We start from the raw sequence: 20,001 nt of genomic DNA, 5'->3' as shown, positions 1-20,001 counted from the left end.
ATGACCGCGGCCTTCCCAATCGGCACCTCACCACCGAACCCCCGAACAGGCTGGCCGTTGCGGGTGGTGGCGGCCGTGGTCGCGATGCTGGTGGTCGGGGTTGGCATCGGTGCGACTGCCGCCGCCGAGCCCACCGCCCCACCGCCACCGCCGCCGGTGGCGACGACACCCCAGCAACCGGCACCGACCGCGCCGACGCCCACGCCTCCGCCCACATCGCAAGGTCCGAGCACACCCGCGACTCCGTCGCCTACTCCGCGCGGCTCCTGGCCGGGCGACTCCAGTCAAGTACCGGTTGAGCCGTCGGATACAGGTGATTCCGACTGCGGAATTCGCAATATCTCCGGTTGTGTCGCGAATGCTATCGACGGTTTCTTTGCCCGCCTGGTGGATTCGGCGCTCAATCCGCTGCTCGAGCTACTGTCGCAAACACTGTTGACCACCCCGGAGCCCGGTGACTTGCCGCGGGTCGGTGAGTTGTGGGACTCGTCGTGGCATCTGATGCTGGCCATGTACGGGCTGCTGGTGGTGGCCGCTGGCATCCTGCTGATGGTCCGCGAAACATTGCAGACCCGCTGGTCACTGCAAGAACTGCTGCCACGGATCGTGGTCGGGTTCATTGCCGGTGCCATGAGCATGCTGCTGGCGACCCAGGCGATCGTGTTCGCGAACGCGCTGGCCGAGGCATTCGCCGGTAGCGGGGTCGAGTCCGACTCTGCCACCACCGCGCTGAAGGAACTGACCGGGTCGGTCACCGGGAACGGAATCTTCCTGGTTCTGCTGCGAACTGCGCTTGTCGTGATGCTGGTGGTACTGCTCATCACCTACGTCGTGCGCGTCGCGATCACCATCATCCTGATCGTAGCGGCACCACTGGCTTTGATGTGTCATGCGCTGCCTGGTCTGGACTCGATCGCTCGCTGGTGGTGGCGCTCCTTCGCCGCGTGTCTGGCGATTCAGGTGGTCCAGTCGCTGGTGTTGGTCACCACCCTGCGGGTTTTCCTCACCCCGGGAGGATGGGGATTCTTCGGGCCCAACATGGACGGCGTCGTGAGCCTGATCATCGGGCTCGCCCTGATGGGCGTGTTGATCAAGATCCCGTTCTGGCTGATGTCGACCATGCGAATCGGCCACGGCCGCAGCATGGTCGGATCCCTGGTCCGCGGATACGTCGCCTACAAGACCTTCGGCCTACTCAAGAGCGGCGAGAAGGCTGCCGCCACGGCGATTCGACGCCCCACCCCACAGGGCAACGCAGCCACTGCCAACAGGGTGGGCAACGGCCGCCGAGGTGCCGCCGCTGCAGTGGGCAGCGCCGACCCGTATGCGCGGACACGGTCGACGCGGGACGGCCAGCTGATGTTGCCCCTCGAAGGAGTCCACCGGGTCCGGCGAACGCAGGGTCCTGCAACACCACCGTCGCAGTCGGCCACCACCACATCGGCTCCGGCCTCACCCGGCACCGCCCCTGGGCCGACGACCCGCCCGAGATCGCGAGGCCGCCAGCTCGCGTTCGATTTCACCCCGCCAGACCCCTACAGCGGGATTCGCGCCAATCACCGCGGCCAGTACCCGCTGCCGATCCCTGTTGCCCGGGTCCGACGGACACCCGCCCCTGCCGGGCCTCCCGCAGCGCCGGCACCGGCGTCGGCGTCGCCGCCGCCGCGTCCTCGGCAGGGCACGCAGTTGGCGTTCGAGTTCGATCCGCCCGATCCGTATGAGGGCAACCGGCCGCTGCGCAGCGGCCAGTACCGGCTGCCGTTCCCGGTGACCCGGGTCCGGCCCGCCGAGCGAGCGAGCACGCCGCCACCGGTTCCGCCGCCACGTCCCTCGACACCGGCAGGTCGTCAGCTGCATCTGCCGCTGCCCGATCTCCCTGTCCGCCGGCGCGCACGCCGCACTCCCCGAGGAGGAAACCCCAGATGAGCACGCCCGTTCGTATTCCTGCCGATGTCGACCGGCAAGACCGGTTGATCGGCCCATTCACCGCCCGCCAGCTCGCAGTCCTCGCGGTCACCGCGCTACTGCTGTATCTCGCGTGGACCGCAACTCGTGAAGTGATCGCCCCCGCAGCGTTCTTGGCCGGAGCCGTCCCGCTGGGCACCGCGGTCGCGGTGCTGATCTTGACCACCCGCGACGGCCTGTCGGGCGACCGGTTGCTGCTGGCCGCCGTACGGCAACGTCTGCGGCCTTCTCGCCTGGTAGCCGCGCCCGAAGGGATCGCTACGGCACCACGGTGGCTCACCCGCGCTGCGGGTCGAGGGAAGAAGCCGCTGGTGCCGCAGCCTTTGTCGGCCAAAGCATTACAGCTACCCGAGGCGGTCACCAGCGCCAACGGGGTCGGGGTGGTCGATCTGGGCCCGGACGGGCTGGCTGTGGTCGCAGCGGCCGGGACGGTCAACCTCGCCCTGCGCACTCCCGAGGAGCAGGATGCCCTGGTCTCACAGCTCGGGGGCTGGCTGCACACGCTGCGCCAACCGGTGCAGATCCTGTTGCGGTCGACGCGCCTGGATCTGACCGGCCAGCTGCAGAGTCTGTGGCGTTCGGTCGGTGAGATGTCACCGGAGCTGGCCGCTGCCGCGCACGGTCACGCCGACCACCTGGCCGGACTCGCGGCCGGGGAGGACCTGATGCACCGGCAAGTACTGCTGGTCTGGCGTGAACCCCTCGACCTCCCGGCGACGAGCGACAGGCTGGGTGGACCGACGCCGGCGGCGATGCTGGGCTGGCTGGTCGCGGGGCGTCGGCGTGCTCGACGGGAATTGTCGGCCGCGGCACGGCGCGCCGCGGAGGCCCGGCTACTGCGGCGGGTGCATGAGGCCGCCGACCTCCTCGCCCCGATGGGTGTCACCGTGACACCGCTCGATGACGCGCAGGCCACCGCCGTGGTAACCGGCGCCTGCAACCCCGGCAGTCTCGTTCCCTCCTCCGCAGACATCGCCGGCCCCCACACCGTCATCACCACCGACGGCCCGGACACCGAGACCTCCACCGATATCGAACTGGCCGACGATATCGACGCACACCCGCATCGGCGAGGATCCCTGCGTCGCCGACGTCGCCAGATCGCCGGTGCCGCAGCTGGATTCGGGCCGGATTCGCTGGCGATCGGGACACGGCACCTCGAAGTAGGGACAGGATGGGTGGCGACGCTCGCCGTCACCGGGTATCCGCGTGAGGTCACCGCCGGCTGGCTGGCTCCGCTGCTGTCGCACCCCGGCCGCCTCGACGTTGCCCTGCATATCGATCCGGTCGACCCGGTCACCGCCGCCTCCCGGCTGCGGCGCCAGCTCGCCCGGCTGGAGTCGACCCGATTTCACGATGCCAGCTACGGCCGCCGCACCGATCCCCTGGTGGAGGTCGCGGCCGAGGATGCCGCAGAACTGTCCTCCCGGGTGGCACGCGCCGAAGCTCGACTGTTCCGAATCGGCCTGTATCTGACCGTGCACGCCCGCTCGGAAGCCGAGCTGGCCGACGAGGTCGCCGCCGTCCGCGCCCTGGCAGCCAGTCTGCTCGTCGACACCTGCCATCTGTCCTACCGCACCACCCAGGGCTGGGTTTCCACGCTTCCGCTGGGTCTGGATCTGGTGAAGGTGCGCCGCACCTTCGACACCAATGCCCTTGCGGCGGCGTTCCCGTTCTCCAGTCCGCAACTGCCTGTTGGTGATCCGGCCCGCGCGGCATCGCCAGAAGGGGTGCTCTACGGGCGAGACGCCGCATCCGGGCTGGTGTTCGTCGACCGGTTCGGTCCCGAGGCGCACAACCATAACGCCGTCGTGCTCGGCCGTTCCGGCGCCGGTAAGAGTTACCTGGTCAAGACCGATATTCTGCGGTCGCTGTATCGCGGGATCGAACAGGTGATCATCGACCCCGAAGACGAGTATCGCGCGTTGACCGAGGCGGTCGGCGGCACCTATATCCACCTCGGCGCCCCCGGGATCCGGCTCAATCCCTTCGATTTGGAGGTCCATACCCGCCCCGACGGCCGCCGCACCGCACCGTCGGATGCACTGAATCGACGGAAACTATTCTGTCACACCGTGATCCGGGTCCTGCTCGGTGACCAGACGGCTGCGCAGCGTGCCACGCTCGACACCGCTGTGACCGCCACCTACGCGAGTGCGGGGATCACCGAGGACCCCGCGACGTGGACCAGGCCCGCCCCGACCCTGGGTGTCCTGTGTGAGCAGTTGGCCGCGCTCGGTTCGGCCGTGGCTGATGACCTTGCCGCGTCGTTGGCTCCGTTCGTCGGCGAGGGCGCGTTCGCGGGCCTGCTCGATGGGCCGACGACGGTCAGCCCGGATGCGGCGATGGTCGCCTACTCGTTGCGGGAGCTGCCCGATGAGTTGAAGACGATCGGGACGCTGCTCGTGTTGGATGCCACCTGGCGGCGAGTCGCCAACCCGGCGAATCGTCGGCCGCGGATGGTGACCGTGGACGAGGCGTGGCTGATCATGCGCCAGACCGCCGGTGCGGAGTTCTTGTTCCGGGCCGCGAAGTCGTTCCGCAAGTACTGGGCCGGCCTCACGGTCGCCACCCAGGACTGTGCGGATGTGCTGGGCACCGAACTCGGTAAGGCGATCGTGTCCAATGCGGCCACCCAGATCCTGCTGCATCAAGCGCCGCAGGCGATCGACGAGGTCGCGACCGCGTTCAAGCTCTCGGACGGAGAACGACAGTTCTTGTTGTCGGCGGCCCGCGGGCAAGGGCTGATCGCTCTCGACGGCACTGACAGAGCCGTGTTCGCCTCGATGGCCTCCGTCGAGGAGCACGCGCTGGTCACCACCGATCCCAGCGAACTCGCCGACACCGCAGATGCCGAGGAGTCAGGTCTCGACATCACCGAACCCGCCCCGTTCACTCCGATTGTCACCGACGACAACGCCGATGTCGACACCGGACTGGCGGATGAGGACGGCGACGGGGACGTCTACGTCGATGTGCAGGCGGCATAGGCCATGTCCCTCATGCTGTTTGCGGCGGACCACGGCATCGTGGGCGAGCTGCTGCTCGACCCCGCCGCAGCGATGCGCGAACTCGCCGACACCGCTTTACGGGTGGTGACCGGTCCGGCGGCGGTGATCGCTGTGGGGCTGATGGTGGGCGTGCTCGCCGCGGCGAGGGTTGCCGAGCGACTGCGCCGGCACCGGCTGGCCACCGACGCCCGCCAGGTCACCGTCCTCACGCCTCCCAAGGTCGATCCGAAGGGGGCGGAGGCACTGTGGGCGCATCTGACCGGGCAGCTGCGCCCGTCCTGGCGGCGGATGCTGTTCGGGCAACCGCATCTGGGGTTCGAGTACAGCATCACCCCCGAGCACGGGGTGGCGATTCGGCTCTGGGTACCCGGCCGGATTCCGCCAGGGTTGGTCGAGCGGGCGGTGGCCTCCGCGTGGCCGGGCGCGCACACCCGCACCGCCCATACGGTCTCCCCGCCGCTCACACCTCCTGGGCTTGAGGATCGTCGGCTGCTGTCCGGAGGTGAGCTGCGGCTCGGGCGCCGGGAAGCACTGCCGATCCGCACCGACTACGGCGGCGCGGACCTGGTTCGTGATCTCATCTCCGCCGCCGATGATCTGGGCCCCGGGCAGGCCGCCTGCGTGCAGGTACTGGCGCGACCGGTCACCGGCCGCCGCGTGCGGCGCGGCACCCGAACCGGGACCGGTGCGGCATGGCCTATCCCGCTGCTGCGGGAGGTGCTCGATCTGCTCACCCCGGGCCCGGTCCGCCGCGCTGGCCGCGTCCGTGCCGCGGCGGCGGCCCAGTCGAGTGATCGGCAGGCCGCGATGCGCGAGACGACCGAGCAGCGGGCCGCCGCCGGTAAAGCCCGTGGTGCGCACTGGGAGACCGTCATCCGCTATGCCGTGTCGGTGCCCGATACCGGTGACCGGGTCGCGGCGCGGGCCGTTGCGCGGGGTCGGGCGGATGCGCTGGCGGTGGTGTTCGGGTCCTGCACCGATCACAACTACTACCGGCACCGCCGCACGCGGCGGCTCGGCTCGGCGCTCTCGCAGCGGCGGCTGGGCCGCGGTGATCTGTTGTCGGTGCCGGAGCTGGCCGCACTCGCCCATCTTCCGCATGATCCGGCCATTCCTGGTGTGCAGCGGGCCGGAGCCCGCGCCATCGCACCGACACCGGAAATCCCTGCGGCGGGACCGTATTCGAAACCCCTGGGCGTTGCCGACAGTCCCGGTGGACGCTCGGTGGCGGTGCGCGTCGCCGACGCCCGCCACCACCTGCACGTCCTGGGCCCAACCGGCGTCGGGAAGTCAACACTGCTGGGGCGGCTGATCCTCGAGGAGGCTGATCAGGACCGCGGCGTGGTCGTCGTCGATCCCAAAGGCGACCTCATCACCGACATCCTCGCCCGGTTGCCCCGGCGTTGCGCCGACCGAGTCGTCTTGTTCGACGCCGACTCCCGCAGCCGCCCGCCTTGCCTCAACCCGCTCGACACCCCCGCCGACCGAGCGGGGACCGACCGCGCGGTCGACAACCTGGCCACCATCTTCCACCGCACCTTCGCCCAATGGTGGGGCCCGCGCACGGACGACGTCCTGCGAGCAAGCCTGCTCACCCTGTGCCGCCAACCCGGCGTCGCCACCCTCACCGATCTACCGCGCTTGTTGACCGAGCCCGCGTTCCGCACCCGGGTCACCCGCGCCACCACCGACCCCGTCCTGCGTGGATTCTGGTCCTCGTATGAGGAATTGACCGACTCCGCACGCAACCAGGTCATCGGACCGTTGTTGAACAAGTTGCGGCACTTTCTGTTCCGGCAATTCGTACGCGACGCACTCGCCGCCGGACCCTCCACCGTCGATCTCGGTGACGTGCTCGACCACGGCGGCATCTGCCTGGCCCGGATACCCAAAGGCTCTCTCGGCGAGAACACCAGCCGCCTGATGGGATCGCTGCTCGTAGCGCGCACCTGGCAGGCCACCACCGCCCGCGTCGGCACCCACCCCGACCAGCGCCCCGACGCCACCCTGGCCCTCGACGAAGCCCACAACTTCCTCAACCTCGCCACCCCACTCGAGGACATGCTCGCCGAGGCCCGCGGCCTGCGCCTGTCTCTGGTCATCGCGCACCAAAACCTCGGACAGCTGCCGACAGACATGCGGGCGGCGGTGTCGGCCAATGCACGCAACAAGGTCATCTTCACCGCGTCCCCCGAAGATGCCCGAGACCTGGCTCGCCACACGACTCCCTGGTTGTCCGAGCACGACCTGACCCACCTCGACGCCTTCCACGCCGCCGCCCGGGTCTTGGTCCGCGGCCAGCAGGCGCCACCGTTCACCCTCACCACCCAACCCCTGCCACCAGCCGTGCCGGGGCGCGCCCGCGAGATACGCGCCGCTGCCCGTGCTCGCCTCGCCGCACCGCTTCCAACCACGGAGCCGGCAGAACCCGACACCGACGAACCGGGGCCGGATCTCACAAAATCTGCTGCTCCACCGGTCGGTGGCGGCGATCCCCGCCTGTCCTGACCCAGTGAGTCCACACGGATTCACCTGTCTAGCAAGGTAATTCAACTCTCGGAGGTTGCTGCGATGATCAATCACCCGGATAGGCAGAGGGATCTGCGAGCACCCCGACCAACCCGGGCACCGTCGGCGATCGGCCACGCCGGTCTGGCTGTGCGGCTCACCGGCAGGGATCGGTGGATTCTGCGGATGCTGCTCGAGCATCGCGTCCTGACTACCACCCAGCTCGCCGAGTTGGCCTTCCCCACCATCATCAAAGCCCGTCGCCGCCTCACCCTGTTGCACAGGTATCGGGTCGTCGACCGGTTCCGGCCCCTCCGTGCGCGAGGCACCGCCCCGGGGCACTGGGTCCTGGCTCCCGCCGGCGCCGCGGTGGTCGCCGCCGAAGCCGGTATCGAGGTCCGTGAGCTGCGTTACCGCCACGAGCGCGCCCTCGCTATCGCCCACAGCCTGCACCTCGCACACACCGTCGGCGTCAACCAATGGTTCACCGCCCTCGTCACAACTCCCGGCCACGGGCGGGTGCTGGCGTGGTGGTCGGAAGGCCGCAGCCGAGGGCTCTGGGGTGATCTCGTCCGCCCCGACGCCTACGGCCGCTACACCCACACCGGGGCGACCCTGGACTTCTTCCTCGAATTCGACCTCGGCACCATCACCCTCTCCTCGGTGGCCGGCAAGCTCGCCGGCTACGCCGAACTCGCCCGCTCCACGGGCATCGTCACTCCCGTTCTGCTGTGGGTGCCGACCACCGGACGCGAAACCACCGCCCGCCGCGCCCTCCTCGAGACGTGGCAAACGCTGCCCGACCCCGGCGCGGTGCCGGTCGCAACCGCCGCTGCCGATCTTCTCGATCCCACCGCAGAACATCCGAGCCCCGCCGACCGTGTCTGGCTGTCCCTCGATGGTCACGGCGGCGAACGACTGGCGCTGCACCAGCTCCCCGCCTCGTGGCCGCATCTCACCCCGCCCCCGGCGAGCATCCCGCAGTACTCCGCGCCGACCACGACCAGTGGGCCGGCGGTCCTCGACCCGCCGTCACCGATGCCGCCCTGCGAGACCGGAGGTTCGTGATGTTCGCCAAAGCACTCGGTGTCGGTTCGGCCGCGGTCGTGTTCTGCACGGTCGTGATCGCCGCGGTCGTCGCCACCGTCGCCGTCTACGACCATGCTCCCACCCCGGCTCCGGCACCGGGCGCGGCCACTGCGCCGAGTACCGAGGCCCTGACCGATATCCCGCCGGAGATGCTGGTGCTGTATCAGCAAGGCGCCGGCTCGTGTCCGGGCTTGGATTGGTCGGTACTCGCCGCGATCGGCAAGATCGAAACCGACCACGGCCGCTCCACTTTGCCCGGCGTCGCCGCCGGGGAGAACTTCGCCGGAGCCGGTGGACCGATGCAGTTCCTGGCCCCCACCTTCGACTCCGTCGTCGCCCGGCATCCGCTGCCCGCTGGCGGGGCGACACCTCCGTCGCGATACAACCCGCACGACGCCGTCCACGCAGCCGCCCATTACCTGTGTGATTCCGGCGCGCCGGGCGATCTCTACGCGGCGATCTTCGCCTATAACCACGCCGACTGGTACGTCCGCGACGTTCTCGCCCAGGCCGACCGCTACTCCACGCACGCCACCGCACCACCGCCCGGCAGCGGTGACTGCGCCGACCTACGGGCCGCGAGTCCCGCTGCCGCGACAGCGATCTCGTTCGCCTGCCAGCAACTCGGGCAACCCTACGTCTGGGGCGGCAACGGCCCCGAGGTCTCCGGCGGCTGGGATTGCTCCGGCCTCACCCAAGCCGCCTACGCCCGCGCCGGCATCGCCATCCCACGCACCACCTACGACCAAGTCCACACCGGGCCCTCTATCCCCGAGGACCAACTCCTGCCCGGTGATCTCCTCTTCTACGGCACCGACGCCGACGTGCACCACGTCAGCATCTACCTGGGCGCCGGGAAGATGCTGCACGCGCCGACCTTCAACGAGCCTGTTCAAATCTCGGAATACCGCTGGCGCGGCGATGACTACTACAAGGCCACTCGCCCCGCCGACCTCGCGCCGCCCGCTGCCGGTCCGGCACCGCAGCTCTAGACCGATCGGTCCGAGAGCGAGCCGTCACATCTCGACAGGAGGCTTCCCCATGACTCTACCGGCCACCGTCACCGCGCTGGCGGACTTCGCCCACATCCCGCCCGGCGGCACCGAACTCGTGCACCACATCGACGAAGTCGAGATCCCCATCGCCGACCCCCGCCGATGCCAGCACCAAGACACCATCTGCGCCGAATGCGCCCCCCGTGTGGAAATCCCAGCACCTGTTCGCCGAACCCCTTCCCTGGGATCACGAACATCCCGACAATCCCAGAACCTGAAAACGGTGCCCGCGAAGACGTTCATCCGGACGAGGGCCAACCACTGGATGCTGCGGCAACGGCATATAGGCCCGGCACACCCAACCGCCATGCAGAGCACCGAGCATCGCGGCACAGAAGGGGCGATATCCACCGCTCGCGCCGGGCGCATATGCATGCCGCGACGCACGTGACCCGCGCGGCCCACGCGAGGGAAGCGAGCCGCGCGGGTCACGTCTGCGGGCTACTCGTTTCGGTTACCACCGACGGCGTTGGCAGCGGCGGAAGGATTGGTGAAGATGCGGCCGTCGGGCAGCATCAAGCCACCGCAGCCCGTGATCACCGCCGTGACCTCGCTGTCGGGACTGGCCAATCGATCGCCGACACGCACGTGTCCCGCGTCGAGCAGATCGCGGACGGTCACCCGGGCCACACGCTCGAACGGGAACGGCTCGTCGAATTCATAATCCAGCTGCCACGACGGCGCACACTCGGTGCAGATTCTGCCCTCGCTATGGATGCAATCATCCACACAAGTCACCTGGAAAGTAACTTCCCGGATGCGGTGGACGCATTCACTGGTGCCGATGACGGTGTAGGACTCGTCCAATCTTGCAGTGAGAACGGTGTTATCCATGAGAAGTCTCCAAACTGTTCCGAAAAGTTGTGCGTAGCGAGTGATTTCACGAGGGCCCCTCCGCCGACATCGCGCACATGATCTGCGCTGCCCACGCCGGGGCCAGTCAGCTTCGCCAGGAACGGTCGTTCCCGAGCCCGACTTGAGAAGATGCTGCGACTCAGCTGGTTTCGCGATTGTCGTGGTCAGTGGGCATGCGGCTTCTCCGGAGTTCGATCGAGGGAATCGTGATTGGCGACCCGGCCGGGGTGGTCACCCATTCATCGGCAGGATTGCCGAACCACGGGTTTCCACGACCATCGACGCTCGATAGACCCGGGTTTGTCAAGACCACACCGAAACGGAATCAATTCCCATGCAGACAGTCACGGCCATTTCAGTGACATACCGCCGATATGACCGCTTCGTTCCCGATTCCGCTTGACAATTCACCCCGTATCGAGCGTCCATGGAGACCGGCGCCCCACGAATCCGAATTCCCGGGGTGCCGTCCCGGCCGGGACATGACGAAACACACCACCAGCCACCATTTCCCAGGAGAATGTCATGTCCACCACGACAGAATCTGCCCGCACCGCCGTCGAAGACGCCCTGTGGACGGTCATCAGCGCTGACCCCAAACCCGCCGCCGAACTGGCGACCGCCGCAGGAATCAGTCAGTCGAAGACCCGCAAGCTCCTCAACATGTGGGCCGCCGACGGCAGCATCTCCCGCCACACCGACGAGACCAACCCCCACGCCGCCGCCCGCTGGAGCATCGCGCCCACCACCGAACCCGACACCGACACCTCCGGCGACGGCGAAGCCCCTGACGATGCTGAAACTCAGCCCCGCACACCGGAGACCGACGCCTCGCATCTCGATGACTCCACCCCGCCCCCGCCGAACATCGACGAAATCGTTGACAACGCCACAACTTCGGACGAACCGGCCACCGACACCGACACCGACACCGACACCGACACCGACACCGATGATGCGGGACCAGCCGGTCATACCGGCGAAGGGTCGCCGCATCCGGACAAACTCGCTCCCGGTGCACTGCGGGGGCTGGTCGAGGATCACCTGCGTGACCACCCGGGCCAGGAGTTCACCCCGCACCAGATCGGCAAGGCGCTCGGTGGTCGGTCCTCGGGCGCAGTCCACAATGCCCTCGTACGGCTCACCGACTCCGGGGTCGCGGAGATGACCACCACGCGCCCCAAGAAGTTCGCACTCGCACCGTCCTCCCAGTCCTGAACCGAACCACCCGGACCCGGCGGGAGTAGAGCGGCCACCCTGTCAAAGGGCAACCGCCCTACTCCCGCTCTCGCCATTTCCAGGACGTACGCCCGTCGATGCCCGCCCAGCCGTCGCGAACGCGCGTCCCCGATCCCCATCGCCCCGTCTCCTGTGGCGCGCGAACGACAACCGCCTGGCGCAGATTCGGTGGGTTCTGCGCGCCGACCCTGACCATCCTGATTCGCCGGGCAACGCATCCGAACACCCCTTTGAGTCGCATACCCACCGTCAGACCCGCTGAAGGGCGTCTTCCGTTCGCCCCGTCCGTTCCTCTCGATGGCTTTGCTGACCCGTTGTGTCCAAAAGACCCCTGAAATCCCGGAGTTCCCAGTGCGGCGAGAGAACTCACCCGCACGACCGAATACGACGTCCCTGGGAGCCCCATATGTTCAATCTCCGACTCACACCGTGGCGTGCGCCCGCCCGCCGCAACCGTGCAACAGCCCCTCGGTTCGCCGCGCGTGCGGTAGCGGCTGCGGCTGTGGTGGTTGTCGGCGCCACCGCCGTCACCACCGTCGCGACCGGAGTTGCCACCGCAGAACCTGGCAGCGCGGCATGCCCCCGATGGACGGCGGTCCTGGTGCCCGGCACCGGCGAAACCAATCCGGGCGCTGACCCCACCCGATCGGTGGGCATGCTGGCACCGATCGGTGACGGGCTGCGCGCCCGCTACGGCAACGACATCGACGTACGGTCCCTGGCCTATGCCGCTGCCCCCGCCCCGTACCAGCAGTCGGAATCCGGTGGAGTACAAGCTCTGTCCGGGCTGCTGGCGGGGCTGTGTCCGACCACTCAGGTCGTCATGGCCGGGTACTCACAGGGTGCCGATGTCGTCGGCGACGTCACCTCCACCATCGGCCGCAGCCAAGATCCGATTCCGGCCTCGCGAGTGCTCGCCGTTGGTTTGTTGTCCGACCCGAACCGTGACCCGAGCACACCGCAGCTCGGACAACCGGTCGACGGGCAAGGGATCGCCGGCCCCCGCGACAACTTCGGCAGCCTCGCCAACCGAGTACGCACCGTCTGCGCCGCCGGCGACCTCTACTGCGCCACCTCGCCGGAAGAATCGCCCGGACTTGCCGCTGTCGGCCGCGCGTTCACCGGCAACTCCTCCCTCCTCGACGACACCACCACCACTTCGTCTTCGACCGGTGTGCTCGATCCCTCCTCGGTGACACGGCAGGTCATCCTCGTGCTCGGCGGTCTCGCCGAGTTCGCCGCGAACTTGCCCGCTATCGGCGACAACGTGCTGCGCCTGCCGCCCACCGTGCTGGCCGGAGACATCGGCGGCACCCACCGCATCAGCGGCGAACTCAACAACCTGTTCAGCCCGCTGGTTCGCATCGCCGACCAGGTCGACCTACGCCTCGTCGCACGTGCACTCTCGATGGCCGCAGCCGCCGACCCCAGCGGCTGGACCGCCGTAGCCGCCCAAGTCGTCGGCATCATCGGCCGAGTCGACCTCGGCCGCGTCGCCACCGACATCGGTCTCGCCCAAGAAGTCGCCTGGCGCGCCGTCGACAAACTCGCCCTCGGCGATCCCGTCGGCGCCGGCCTCGAACTGACCGGACTCGTCCCGGTAGCCGCCGACCTCGCCGCCACCGCGGCCTCGGCGCTCGTCGGAGACGGAGCCAGCCAGCTCACCGGTCTGGTCGCCGACCTCACCGCCCGCACCGACCCCGCGACCAGCGCTGCCCTGTCCGACATGGCCGACCTTGTCCGCCAAGGCAGCGACGCGGCCGAGTTCTACACCTCGGGAGTACACCAAACCGGTTACGGCCCCGGCGTCCAGGACGTTCTCGACTCGCTCGCCAGCAGCATCGACAACAGCAAGTGAACCTATGAATCCGGCCGGACCCTCACAGGGCGGCCAGCTTGGGGCCCGGCAGACGCCGGGCCCCTGCTCGTGGATGGTGGTCTCGGCGAAGTTGGTTCTCGACGAGCACGCGAGAGGATAAGCTCTCCTGCGGAGTGACAGGCCGCGCACGCGCTCCTCGTTCTCGCCTGAGTTGCCTCGCCCACGCCGGTTCGGTGACGTTGATGGCCAAGGTCCTTCCCGGGGCCCGCGTTCACACTTCCCCTGTTCGCATGCTTGTTCGTTGCAGGCAGGGTGGCGTGGGCGCCTCTGCCGGGAATGGACGAGAACATGCCGAAGAACAGCAGTGCGCGGCGGCGCCGTCGCGCTCGCAGGATCGCAGCCGAGGACGGCGTGCAATATGCCGAAGCTCTCCGACGCGGCGAAAAGCAGGCCGCGCAGGCACGCGAGCAGGCCGAGAGGAACTCACGGCTGCGTCCGTTGAAGATCAGCGTCGACGGGACCGGGAAGTATTGGCGCCGTGCCGATGCCGAACAGCTGGGGCCTGACGGCCTGGCGGATCCCACCTGCGAGGATGTCCTCGCCGCAGCTGATGTGCTGTTGCCGAAGGTCCACGCACTTCAGTCCGCCAAGTTGACGCCGACGACCGTGGTCGTGCCCTACTGGCAGCGAGACACACTGAGCCAAAGCGAGTTGAACGAGGAATTCCGCACGAAGGTCTCGCAGGTACTCGACGACCTGAAGCGCGTGCGTGCCGACGCCGAGATCCGCTGTGTCGAGTGGAGGACCGTTGCCGCCGCCTACTACGGAGTGGATGTCAAGCTGCGAGGGCTGGATCGAATCACCGGGGAGCGGCTGAGCGACCTGCTCGATTCCGCCCTGGACTCGGCTGCCGTGCTGTCCATGACGGCTGAAGCCGTCCACAATCGCGGGTGCCTGCTCGGCTCGGACCGTTCCCGTCGCCTGGGCTGGGGGTACTCACCATGTGGTGGCGGTGAGGTCCGGGTGCGCGTCCGGATCTTCGATGACGAGGTTATCGTCACCGTCCCCGGGTGCCCCCGGCACGCTGCCGAGGAGATCGTCTACTTCGACTACGAGGTCGAAGACGGCATGGTCGGTATCGAGGTGATGGGCGGCACGACCGCGGACCTCGATGTGATCTACGACATCACCGAACAGGTTCGCCGCGAGCGCGACGAACTCCGGCGAGAAAGGGAAAAGGACAAGTCCGGGAGCTGGACGGTACCCGTGCCGCCGTGGCGACGTGGCGCGGACTATTGGTGATCGCCAGTCGGGCCCTTCGATGACAGGTTCGCCGGTGTCATACCCGGCGGCGGGGTGGGTGCCCCAGTTGATTTGGGCCAGCCGGTCGCCAGGCGCGTGGTGGGACACCCGAACGCAGACAGCTGAACAGGGCGCTGACGATGCCCTGGGGCCGCTGGTATGGCGGCCCCAGGGCATCAGCGGTGCTGCATTCCGCGCGGGTCAATATGGCCCGCGTCTGCTGCTCCTGGTGTCGGCGGCAGCCGGGCCGGGTAAAGCGGCCCCTCGATCGCCAGGTTGTGGCGGCGAGTGCGTCGGAAGGATCTCGAACGGGTCGGATTCGAGCAGGATCAGTGATCTCCCGTTGTCCCAGTCGACAAAGATCTGGCCGGGGCATGAACTGGGGATCCGTGTCACCGTTCCGATTGTTCCGATTTCCAGCGGCGCGGGATCGTCGGGCATGAGCCCGGTGATACGAACGCGGTCACCGACGCGGGGTGTGATCATCGCGGTTGTTTCCTTCTTCTCGTTCATCGGCGGCGGGAATGGTGTCGTGCAGGTCGAGACGGAATAGCCCCTGCTCGTGTGGTGGCTGGGTCAGTGCATTGTTGCTGTCGGCGGCGCGGATATCGCTGGCGTAGAAACTGATGTCGAGGTCGAGTTCGTGGTCGCGAATGTTGTTGCCGTCGTGGTCGCGGAATCCGGCGACGCCGAGCCCGCCGTAGGGTGCCCAGTCGAGCAGCACGGTGCTGATCGAGGGATTGCGACGGCCGATCTCGGCGGTGATGATCGCGAGGACAAGGTCGGTGATGCGCTGTTCCCGTGCACGCCCGAAGGGCAGGTCGTACGCGGCTTCCAGCTGGGCGCGTAATGCGTCGGTGTGCTGGTGGCTTGGGGCAGGACCGGTGGCCGATGCGCTGCTCGTCGCAGATTCGTTCCAGTTCATGACGTGGCTCCTCGGGGCATTTTCGGTGGCCGCAGGTGATTTGGACGCGGTGGGTGGCGGGGCCGCCGGAGTGGGATCAGTGGGGGTGGGGCGTGGGCATGTGTGCCCATGCGGCGGGTAGCGGCCCGCCGGTGTCCAGGTGGCTATCGAGCGCGGCCATGGTGTCGTTGGCCTCGGCATACAGGGCTTCGAGCCGGTCGTGGTGGTCGGCGCAGGCAGACGAGTCCTCGGTGCCGTCTTCGCGGGTGCTGTAGCAGTCGATCTCGTCGCGGATGCGCTGTTGCAGGACGCGGAACCATGCGAGCAGTTCGTCGGAACCGGCCGGTTCGGCGGCGCTGTGTCGCTGAGGCTCGTCGGTGGCCGACAGCCCGGCGGCGACGACCCTGTCATCGAGTTCAGTCACTTCATGCAGCGCGAAGGCGAAGGTATGGGCGAGGTTTTCCACGGGTTCGCCGGGGTCGGGGGTGTCGCCATCTCGGAGTGCGGTGGCGATGGTGTTCAGCCGCCCGGCGAGGTCTTCGGCGTGTTCAGCGGCCTCGTGCCGCTTTCGGCGCAGCGCCTCCATCGCTTGGTCACGTTGGGCCTTCTTGAAGGTCTGCATCCGGTCTCGCCATTCGCGGGACGGTTCCGTATCGGCAGGCACCAAGGCCCACGGTGGCGCGAAGCCCCGCCTGCCGTCGGCTGTTTCGATCGCGCATTCCGCGACCTCGTCGTTGAGGTAAATGGAGCGGACCCGGCCGCGCCATGTCGGGTTGTCACGACCGGTCACCTCGTCACCGACCCGGATCGGGCACTCGGCCCCGAATCGGCTGACCTGATCGCCGGTGGTGTTCGCCGCGCTGACCGGTGCCTGGTTGACCGTCGGGGTGGTGTCGCTGTTCATCATGGCCGAACTCCTAAAGAGGTTGGTAGTGTGCCGATTTCGTCTCGGTCGGTGCGCTATGGGCAGTCGAGGGCATCCGTTGCGACACGCTTGGACAGGCCGAACACGTCGGTGCGCATGATCTCGGCGGTGCCGTCGCGGCGGAATCGGACGATGCGGACCAGGGTTCCGGCCGGTAGCTGTACGCCGTGGAACCAGATCGGCCGGGTGGTCGAGCCGATCAAGGTTTCGCTGTCGGATTCGGTGGGTGACTGCGGATCGGGTGCTTCCGCTGCTGTTGGCGTGGTGCCGTGGGTGTCCATGTTCTTGCCCCTTCGTTCGGTGGTGGGTTCGGCGCGGGCAGTTGGATCCCGCTGGTGGCTGATTGGCTGCCGCTACGGGAGTCAGGCAGTGCGTACGGCGGCGGTGGCCGCGCGGCCGATGGCGTGGGCGGTGGTAGCGGGGTCGGTGATCAGGTGCAGGTTCGCGCCGTTGAGGGGGTCGGGTGCCGTGCCGGTGTCGGGTGCCAGCCACAGCACGGCACAGCCGGTGGCGCGGAGCCGATCGAGGAGTTTCTGGGCGCGGTCGCGGTTGCTGCCGTCGTAGTAGCCGTCGGAGATGATCACCAGCAGGCGGGTGTTTTCCGGGCGCGACAGCTCGAGGGCACCGTCGAGGGCCTCGATGGCGTTGTCGATGGCGTGCAGGAAATCGGGGCAGCTGAATTGGGTGACCCGGGCGGGCGCGGTGCCCGGGTAGGTGATCGGTGCCACCGATGCGCCGAAGGTGACCGTGGCGGTAGCGGCGGGCATGGTGGCCAGCTCGGCCGCGCGGGCGATGATCCATGCGGCCGAGGCGACCGGGTCGGCGTAGTCGCTCATGGAACCGGACACGTCGCAGGCGATACCGACCCGCAACGGCGGGATCGGCACGGTTTTGCGGGTAGTCCGGGTGAACGGTTCGGCCGTGGGCAGCGCCCCGGCGGCGCGTTGGGCTTCGCGGGCCAGTGCGCCGCGCATCCGCAACCGGCCGGGCGGCAACGCGGAGGTGGTTTTGATCGTGGCGCGTTCGCGCTGTGCGGCGTTGTTGAGGGCGCGGGCCAGCACCCGGGCGGCGGCGCGTTCGTCCGGGTGCGGCGTGCGGGTGGCGCGGGTGCTGGCACTGGTGCCGGTCCCGTTGCCGTTGCCGAACACCTTCTGCGCCCGCGCCGCCGCGCGCCGTGCGGCACGCTGGGCCTCTCGTTGCGCGGTGGCCGCCGCTTCGGCAGGGTCGACCGGGACCGGTTGCGCGGCAACGGCGTTGCTGATGTTGGTGACGGTGTCACCGATCGCGGCGGACAGGACCGAGTTCGGATCCGGGTCGGCGTGCGGGTCGGGGCCGACGATATCGAGCCACCGTTGCCCGAGTTCGAGCATGGTGTTGGTGTCGTCGTCGGCCACGGTGTGGGCCTGCTGCCAGATCGCGCGCAACTTCTCGAGCTTGTCGCTGCCGAGGATGGACTCGATGACCCCGGCGGCGGGCGCGCATTCCGACGCGGTGAGGATGCCGCCATCCACGCGCCCCAGCAGGAGGGCGGCGTTGTGGGCGGCGGCATAATCGGTGGGCGGGATCTGGGCGGCGGCATCGGTGCCGCCGTTGTCGCCGATCACGATCTCGGTCGCGCTGGCGCGCAGCCAGTGCCGGTCATCGGGGCGGCGACGGATCTGGGCGGCCTCGATGCGGGATTCCTCCAACAGCAGGGCGGCCTCGACCACGGCCGGATTCGCCACCGGCGGCGCTTCCCACACCGAATGTTGGGCGTGGGCGCATTCGTGGACGAACGCGCCCCACACGGCGGCGTAGCGGGCGCGGTCGCTGTTGCGGTCCGGCCGCGCGGTGGCCGGGTCGATGCCGAGGCGGGTGCCGTCGATTTCGATGGCGGCGCTGTGGGGCATGAACACCGCCGGGTGCCCGTGCGCCGCGCCGGGGGCAATGGTGACGACCAGGTCGTCGCGGTCTGCGATCGGTGGGGCTTCATCGGTTAGGGCGGCAGACAGGGCATCCCATCCGGCGGTGGCGGGCGGTGGTGTGGGTGTGGTGGTGGGGTCGGCGATCAGGTGGCCGGTCATCGCGGGGGTTCCTTCCGGGCGTGTTCGGGCGGGCCGGGGTGGGTTAGATGCGGGGGCCGAGGGCCAGGGGTTCCAGCCGGGTGCCGAACACGGTGCGCACCACGTCGGCGACGATGGCGCGGTCGTCTTCGGGTGCGGCCCCGATCAGGTTCGCGGCGGCGGTGTTCGTGTCGGTGGCGGTGGCGATTTTCTGGAACGCCAGCAGTTCGCGCAGCTGGGGTGCCCACCCGATCTCGCCTTTGTCCTGTCGGGTGGCCAGGTTCCGCGCGGCGCGGACTGCTTTCGGGTCCACCCCGAGCTGTTTGGCGAGGTCGTAGTCGGAGCCGACCTGTACCTGGAACGCGAACCGGCTGGCGAGGGCGTCGGACAGGATCGCGCCGTGAACGCCGGGGTTGTGCCCGGCCACCACGAAGAACCCCGGCGCGACGGTCACGATTTCGCCGCTGTTGGCTTTGATCACGATCTCGCGGCGGCCGTCCATGGCCGGGTACACGCATGACAGCACGGTCGGCGGGATGAGGGTGGCGTCATCGATGAACAGCACCCGGCCCTCGCGCATGGCGCGGACCAGCGGCCCGTGCACGAACGCGAAGGTCCCGTCGGGGTTTTGCGTGTATTCCCCGACAAAATCGGCGACGGTGGTGTCGCAGTCGCCCTGGACCGTCAGAAGGTCGCCGTAGGCGGCCTCGATCAGCGAGGTTTTGCCGGTGCCGGACGGGCCGTACAGCAGGACCGGGACCTCGTGGTCGCGCATGGTGCGCAGCACGTCCACATCGGCGCGGCCCGCCAGGGTCCGCAGGTGGTATTGCTGCCCGTTCGGCCGTGTCACGGCCGAACCGGTGCGGGCCGGGCTCGGGGTGCCCGATGGCGCGGCGGGGGCCTTACGCGCCCGACGGGCGGCGGGCCGCTTGGCCGGGGTTGCGGCGGGCGTGCCGGTGGCGGGTGCCGGGGTGGGGGCTCCGGTCGCGGCGCTGCTGGTGTTCGTGTTGGCGCGGTAGCGCAGCGGTTTGGCGCTGGTCTGGTCGGCGTGTCCGGCGGCGGTGAGGGTTTTCATCGCGTTTCCGATCGCACCGGATGAACGGCCGGTGAGTTTCGCGACTTCGCGGGGTGTGTATTCGGTGCCGGGGTTGTCGGTGAGGATTTTGGCGACCATGCGGCGCAGTTCGCCATTGCCGAGGCGGTTGGCCGGTGCGGGGGCCGGGCCGGTGGGGGAAGTCATCTCGTTTCTCCTTCGCACTGCACGAATTTTGTTGCGCCGCTCACGGC

General features: G+C 68.7%; 15 protein-coding genes. 8 read left to right on the top strand and 7 right to left on the bottom strand.

Features of this window, described 5'->3' with window-relative positions; translation table 11 throughout:
* From DFR74_RS29325 to DFR74_RS29305, 5 genes are all read left to right on the top strand, one after another.
* A complete protein-coding gene (locus DFR74_RS29325) occupies positions 1-1,926 on the top strand; it encodes a hypothetical protein (RefSeq protein WP_198161768.1) in 1,926 nt (641 codons plus the stop codon).
* The gene (locus tag DFR74_RS29320) at positions 1,923-4,955 is read left to right on the top strand and encodes a PrgI family protein (RefSeq protein WP_082393304.1); all 3,033 of its coding nucleotides are present in this window, start codon (positions 1,923-1,925) and stop codon (positions 4,953-4,955) included. Before DFR74_RS29325 ends, DFR74_RS29320 begins: the two co-directional genes overlap by 4 nt.
* Before the next feature lie 12 nt (positions 4,956-4,967).
* Positions 4,968-7,484 (top strand): type IV secretory system conjugative DNA transfer family protein, encoded by a 2,517-nt coding sequence (locus tag DFR74_RS29315; RefSeq protein WP_082393322.1) that lies wholly within the window; start codon positions 4,968-4,970, stop codon positions 7,482-7,484.
* Positions 7,485-7,670: 186 nt separating this feature from the next.
* Positions 7,671-8,552 carry a replication-relaxation family protein gene (locus DFR74_RS29310; protein WP_197986985.1) on the top strand — a complete coding sequence of 294 codons (882 nt, stop codon included), beginning with the start codon at positions 7,671-7,673 and terminating at the stop codon, positions 8,550-8,552.
* The gene (locus DFR74_RS29305; protein ID WP_051047220.1) at positions 8,552-9,565 is read left to right on the top strand and encodes a C40 family peptidase; all 1,014 of its coding nucleotides are present in this window, start codon (positions 8,552-8,554) and stop codon (positions 9,563-9,565) included. Before DFR74_RS29310 ends, DFR74_RS29305 begins: the two co-directional genes overlap by 1 nt.
* Positions 9,566-10,069: 504 nt before the next feature.
* On the opposite strand, the gene DFR74_RS29300 is transcribed toward DFR74_RS29305, so the two are convergent.
* Complete coding sequence (locus tag DFR74_RS29300) at positions 10,070-10,462, bottom strand: hypothetical protein (protein ID WP_043736124.1); 393 nt, start codon at positions 10,460-10,462, stop codon at positions 10,070-10,072.
* A gap of 546 nt (positions 10,463-11,008) precedes the next feature.
* On the opposite strand from DFR74_RS29300, the gene DFR74_RS29295 reads away from it, so the two are divergent.
* The 3 genes from DFR74_RS29295 to DFR74_RS29285 all read left to right on the top strand — a co-directional run bounded on the left by DFR74_RS29295 (position 11,009) and on the right by DFR74_RS29285 (position 14,843).
* The gene (locus DFR74_RS29295) at positions 11,009-11,701 is read left to right on the top strand and encodes a hypothetical protein (protein WP_067510753.1); all 693 of its coding nucleotides are present in this window, start codon (positions 11,009-11,011) and stop codon (positions 11,699-11,701) included.
* Between the two features lie 676 nt (positions 11,702-12,377).
* Entirely contained in the window at positions 12,378-13,580 is a 1,203-nt protein-coding gene (locus DFR74_RS29290) for a cutinase family protein (RefSeq protein ID WP_170160817.1), read from the top strand.
* Between the two features lie 297 nt (positions 13,581-13,877).
* Entirely contained in the window at positions 13,878-14,843 is a 966-nt protein-coding gene (locus DFR74_RS29285; protein ID WP_043736126.1) for a hypothetical protein, read from the top strand.
* Between the two features lie 201 nt (positions 14,844-15,044).
* On the opposite strand, the gene DFR74_RS38120 is transcribed toward DFR74_RS29285, so the two are convergent.
* From DFR74_RS38120 to DFR74_RS29255, 6 genes are all read right to left on the bottom strand, one after another.
* Positions 15,045-15,284, bottom strand: coding sequence for a DUF4314 domain-containing protein (locus tag DFR74_RS38120; RefSeq protein ID WP_218017685.1), 240 nt, complete (start codon positions 15,282-15,284; stop codon positions 15,045-15,047).
* Between the two features lie 22 nt (positions 15,285-15,306).
* A complete protein-coding gene (locus tag DFR74_RS29275; protein ID WP_043736127.1) occupies positions 15,307-15,768 on the bottom strand; it encodes a hypothetical protein in 462 nt (153 codons plus the stop codon).
* Between the two features lie 76 nt (positions 15,769-15,844).
* Positions 15,845-16,654 carry a hypothetical protein gene (locus DFR74_RS29270; RefSeq protein WP_043736128.1) on the bottom strand — a complete coding sequence of 270 codons (810 nt, stop codon included), beginning with the start codon at positions 16,652-16,654 and terminating at the stop codon, positions 15,845-15,847.
* A 53-nt stretch (positions 16,655-16,707) separates the two neighbouring features.
* Positions 16,708-16,953 (bottom strand): hypothetical protein, encoded by a 246-nt coding sequence (locus tag DFR74_RS29265; RefSeq protein WP_043736129.1) that lies wholly within the window; start codon positions 16,951-16,953, stop codon positions 16,708-16,710.
* Between the two features lie 81 nt (positions 16,954-17,034).
* Entirely contained in the window at positions 17,035-18,735 is a 1,701-nt protein-coding gene (locus DFR74_RS29260) for a VWA domain-containing protein (protein WP_054814850.1), read from the bottom strand.
* Positions 18,736-18,778: 43 nt separating this feature from the next.
* A complete protein-coding gene (locus DFR74_RS29255; protein ID WP_067510755.1) occupies positions 18,779-19,954 on the bottom strand; it encodes an AAA family ATPase in 1,176 nt (391 codons plus the stop codon).
* Positions 19,955-20,001 lie beyond the last annotated feature (47 nt).

This window comes from Nocardia puris (assembly GCF_003315035.1).
In the GTDB taxonomy this organism is placed as follows: domain Bacteria; phylum Actinomycetota; class Actinomycetes; order Mycobacteriales; family Mycobacteriaceae; genus Nocardia; species Nocardia puris.
Note: the sequence above shows the minus strand (reverse complement) of the source record. Positions and strands in the feature narration are given on the sequence as shown.

Excerpts from the sequence above, each read along its gene's own strand:
- DFR74_RS29255 (WP_067510755.1), bottom strand. The coding sequence starts at position 19,954 with ATGACTTCCCCCACCGGCCCGGCCCCCGCACCGGCCAACCGCCTCGGC.
- DFR74_RS29300 (WP_043736124.1), bottom strand. The coding sequence starts at position 10,462 with ATGGATAACACCGTTCTCACTGCAAGATTGGACGAGTCCTACACCGTC.
- DFR74_RS38120 (WP_218017685.1), bottom strand. The coding sequence starts at position 15,284 with ATGCCCGACGATCCCGCGCCGCTGGAAATCGGAACAATCGGAACGGTG.
- DFR74_RS29285 (WP_043736126.1), top strand. The coding sequence starts at position 13,878 with ATGGACGAGAACATGCCGAAGAACAGCAGTGCGCGGCGGCGCCGTCGC.
- DFR74_RS29275 (WP_043736127.1), bottom strand. The coding sequence starts at position 15,768 with ATGAACTGGAACGAATCTGCGACGAGCAGCGCATCGGCCACCGGTCCT.
- DFR74_RS29315 (WP_082393322.1), top strand. The coding sequence starts at position 4,968 with ATGCTGTTTGCGGCGGACCACGGCATCGTGGGCGAGCTGCTGCTCGAC.
- DFR74_RS29265 (WP_043736129.1), bottom strand. The coding sequence starts at position 16,953 with ATGGACACCCACGGCACCACGCCAACAGCAGCGGAAGCACCCGATCCG.
- DFR74_RS29305 (WP_051047220.1), top strand. The coding sequence starts at position 8,552 with ATGTTCGCCAAAGCACTCGGTGTCGGTTCGGCCGCGGTCGTGTTCTGC.
- DFR74_RS29270 (WP_043736128.1), bottom strand. The coding sequence starts at position 16,654 with ATGATGAACAGCGACACCACCCCGACGGTCAACCAGGCACCGGTCAGC.
- DFR74_RS29260 (WP_054814850.1), bottom strand. The coding sequence starts at position 18,735 with ATGACCGGCCACCTGATCGCCGACCCCACCACCACACCCACACCACCG.
- DFR74_RS29295 (WP_067510753.1), top strand. The coding sequence starts at position 11,009 with ATGTCCACCACGACAGAATCTGCCCGCACCGCCGTCGAAGACGCCCTG.
- DFR74_RS29290 (WP_170160817.1), top strand. The coding sequence starts at position 12,378 with ATGCTGGCACCGATCGGTGACGGGCTGCGCGCCCGCTACGGCAACGAC.
- DFR74_RS29325 (WP_198161768.1), top strand. The coding sequence starts at position 1 with ATGACCGCGGCCTTCCCAATCGGCACCTCACCACCGAACCCCCGAACA.
- DFR74_RS29310 (WP_197986985.1), top strand. The coding sequence starts at position 7,671 with ATGCTGCTCGAGCATCGCGTCCTGACTACCACCCAGCTCGCCGAGTTG.
- DFR74_RS29320 (WP_082393304.1), top strand. The coding sequence starts at position 1,923 with ATGAGCACGCCCGTTCGTATTCCTGCCGATGTCGACCGGCAAGACCGG.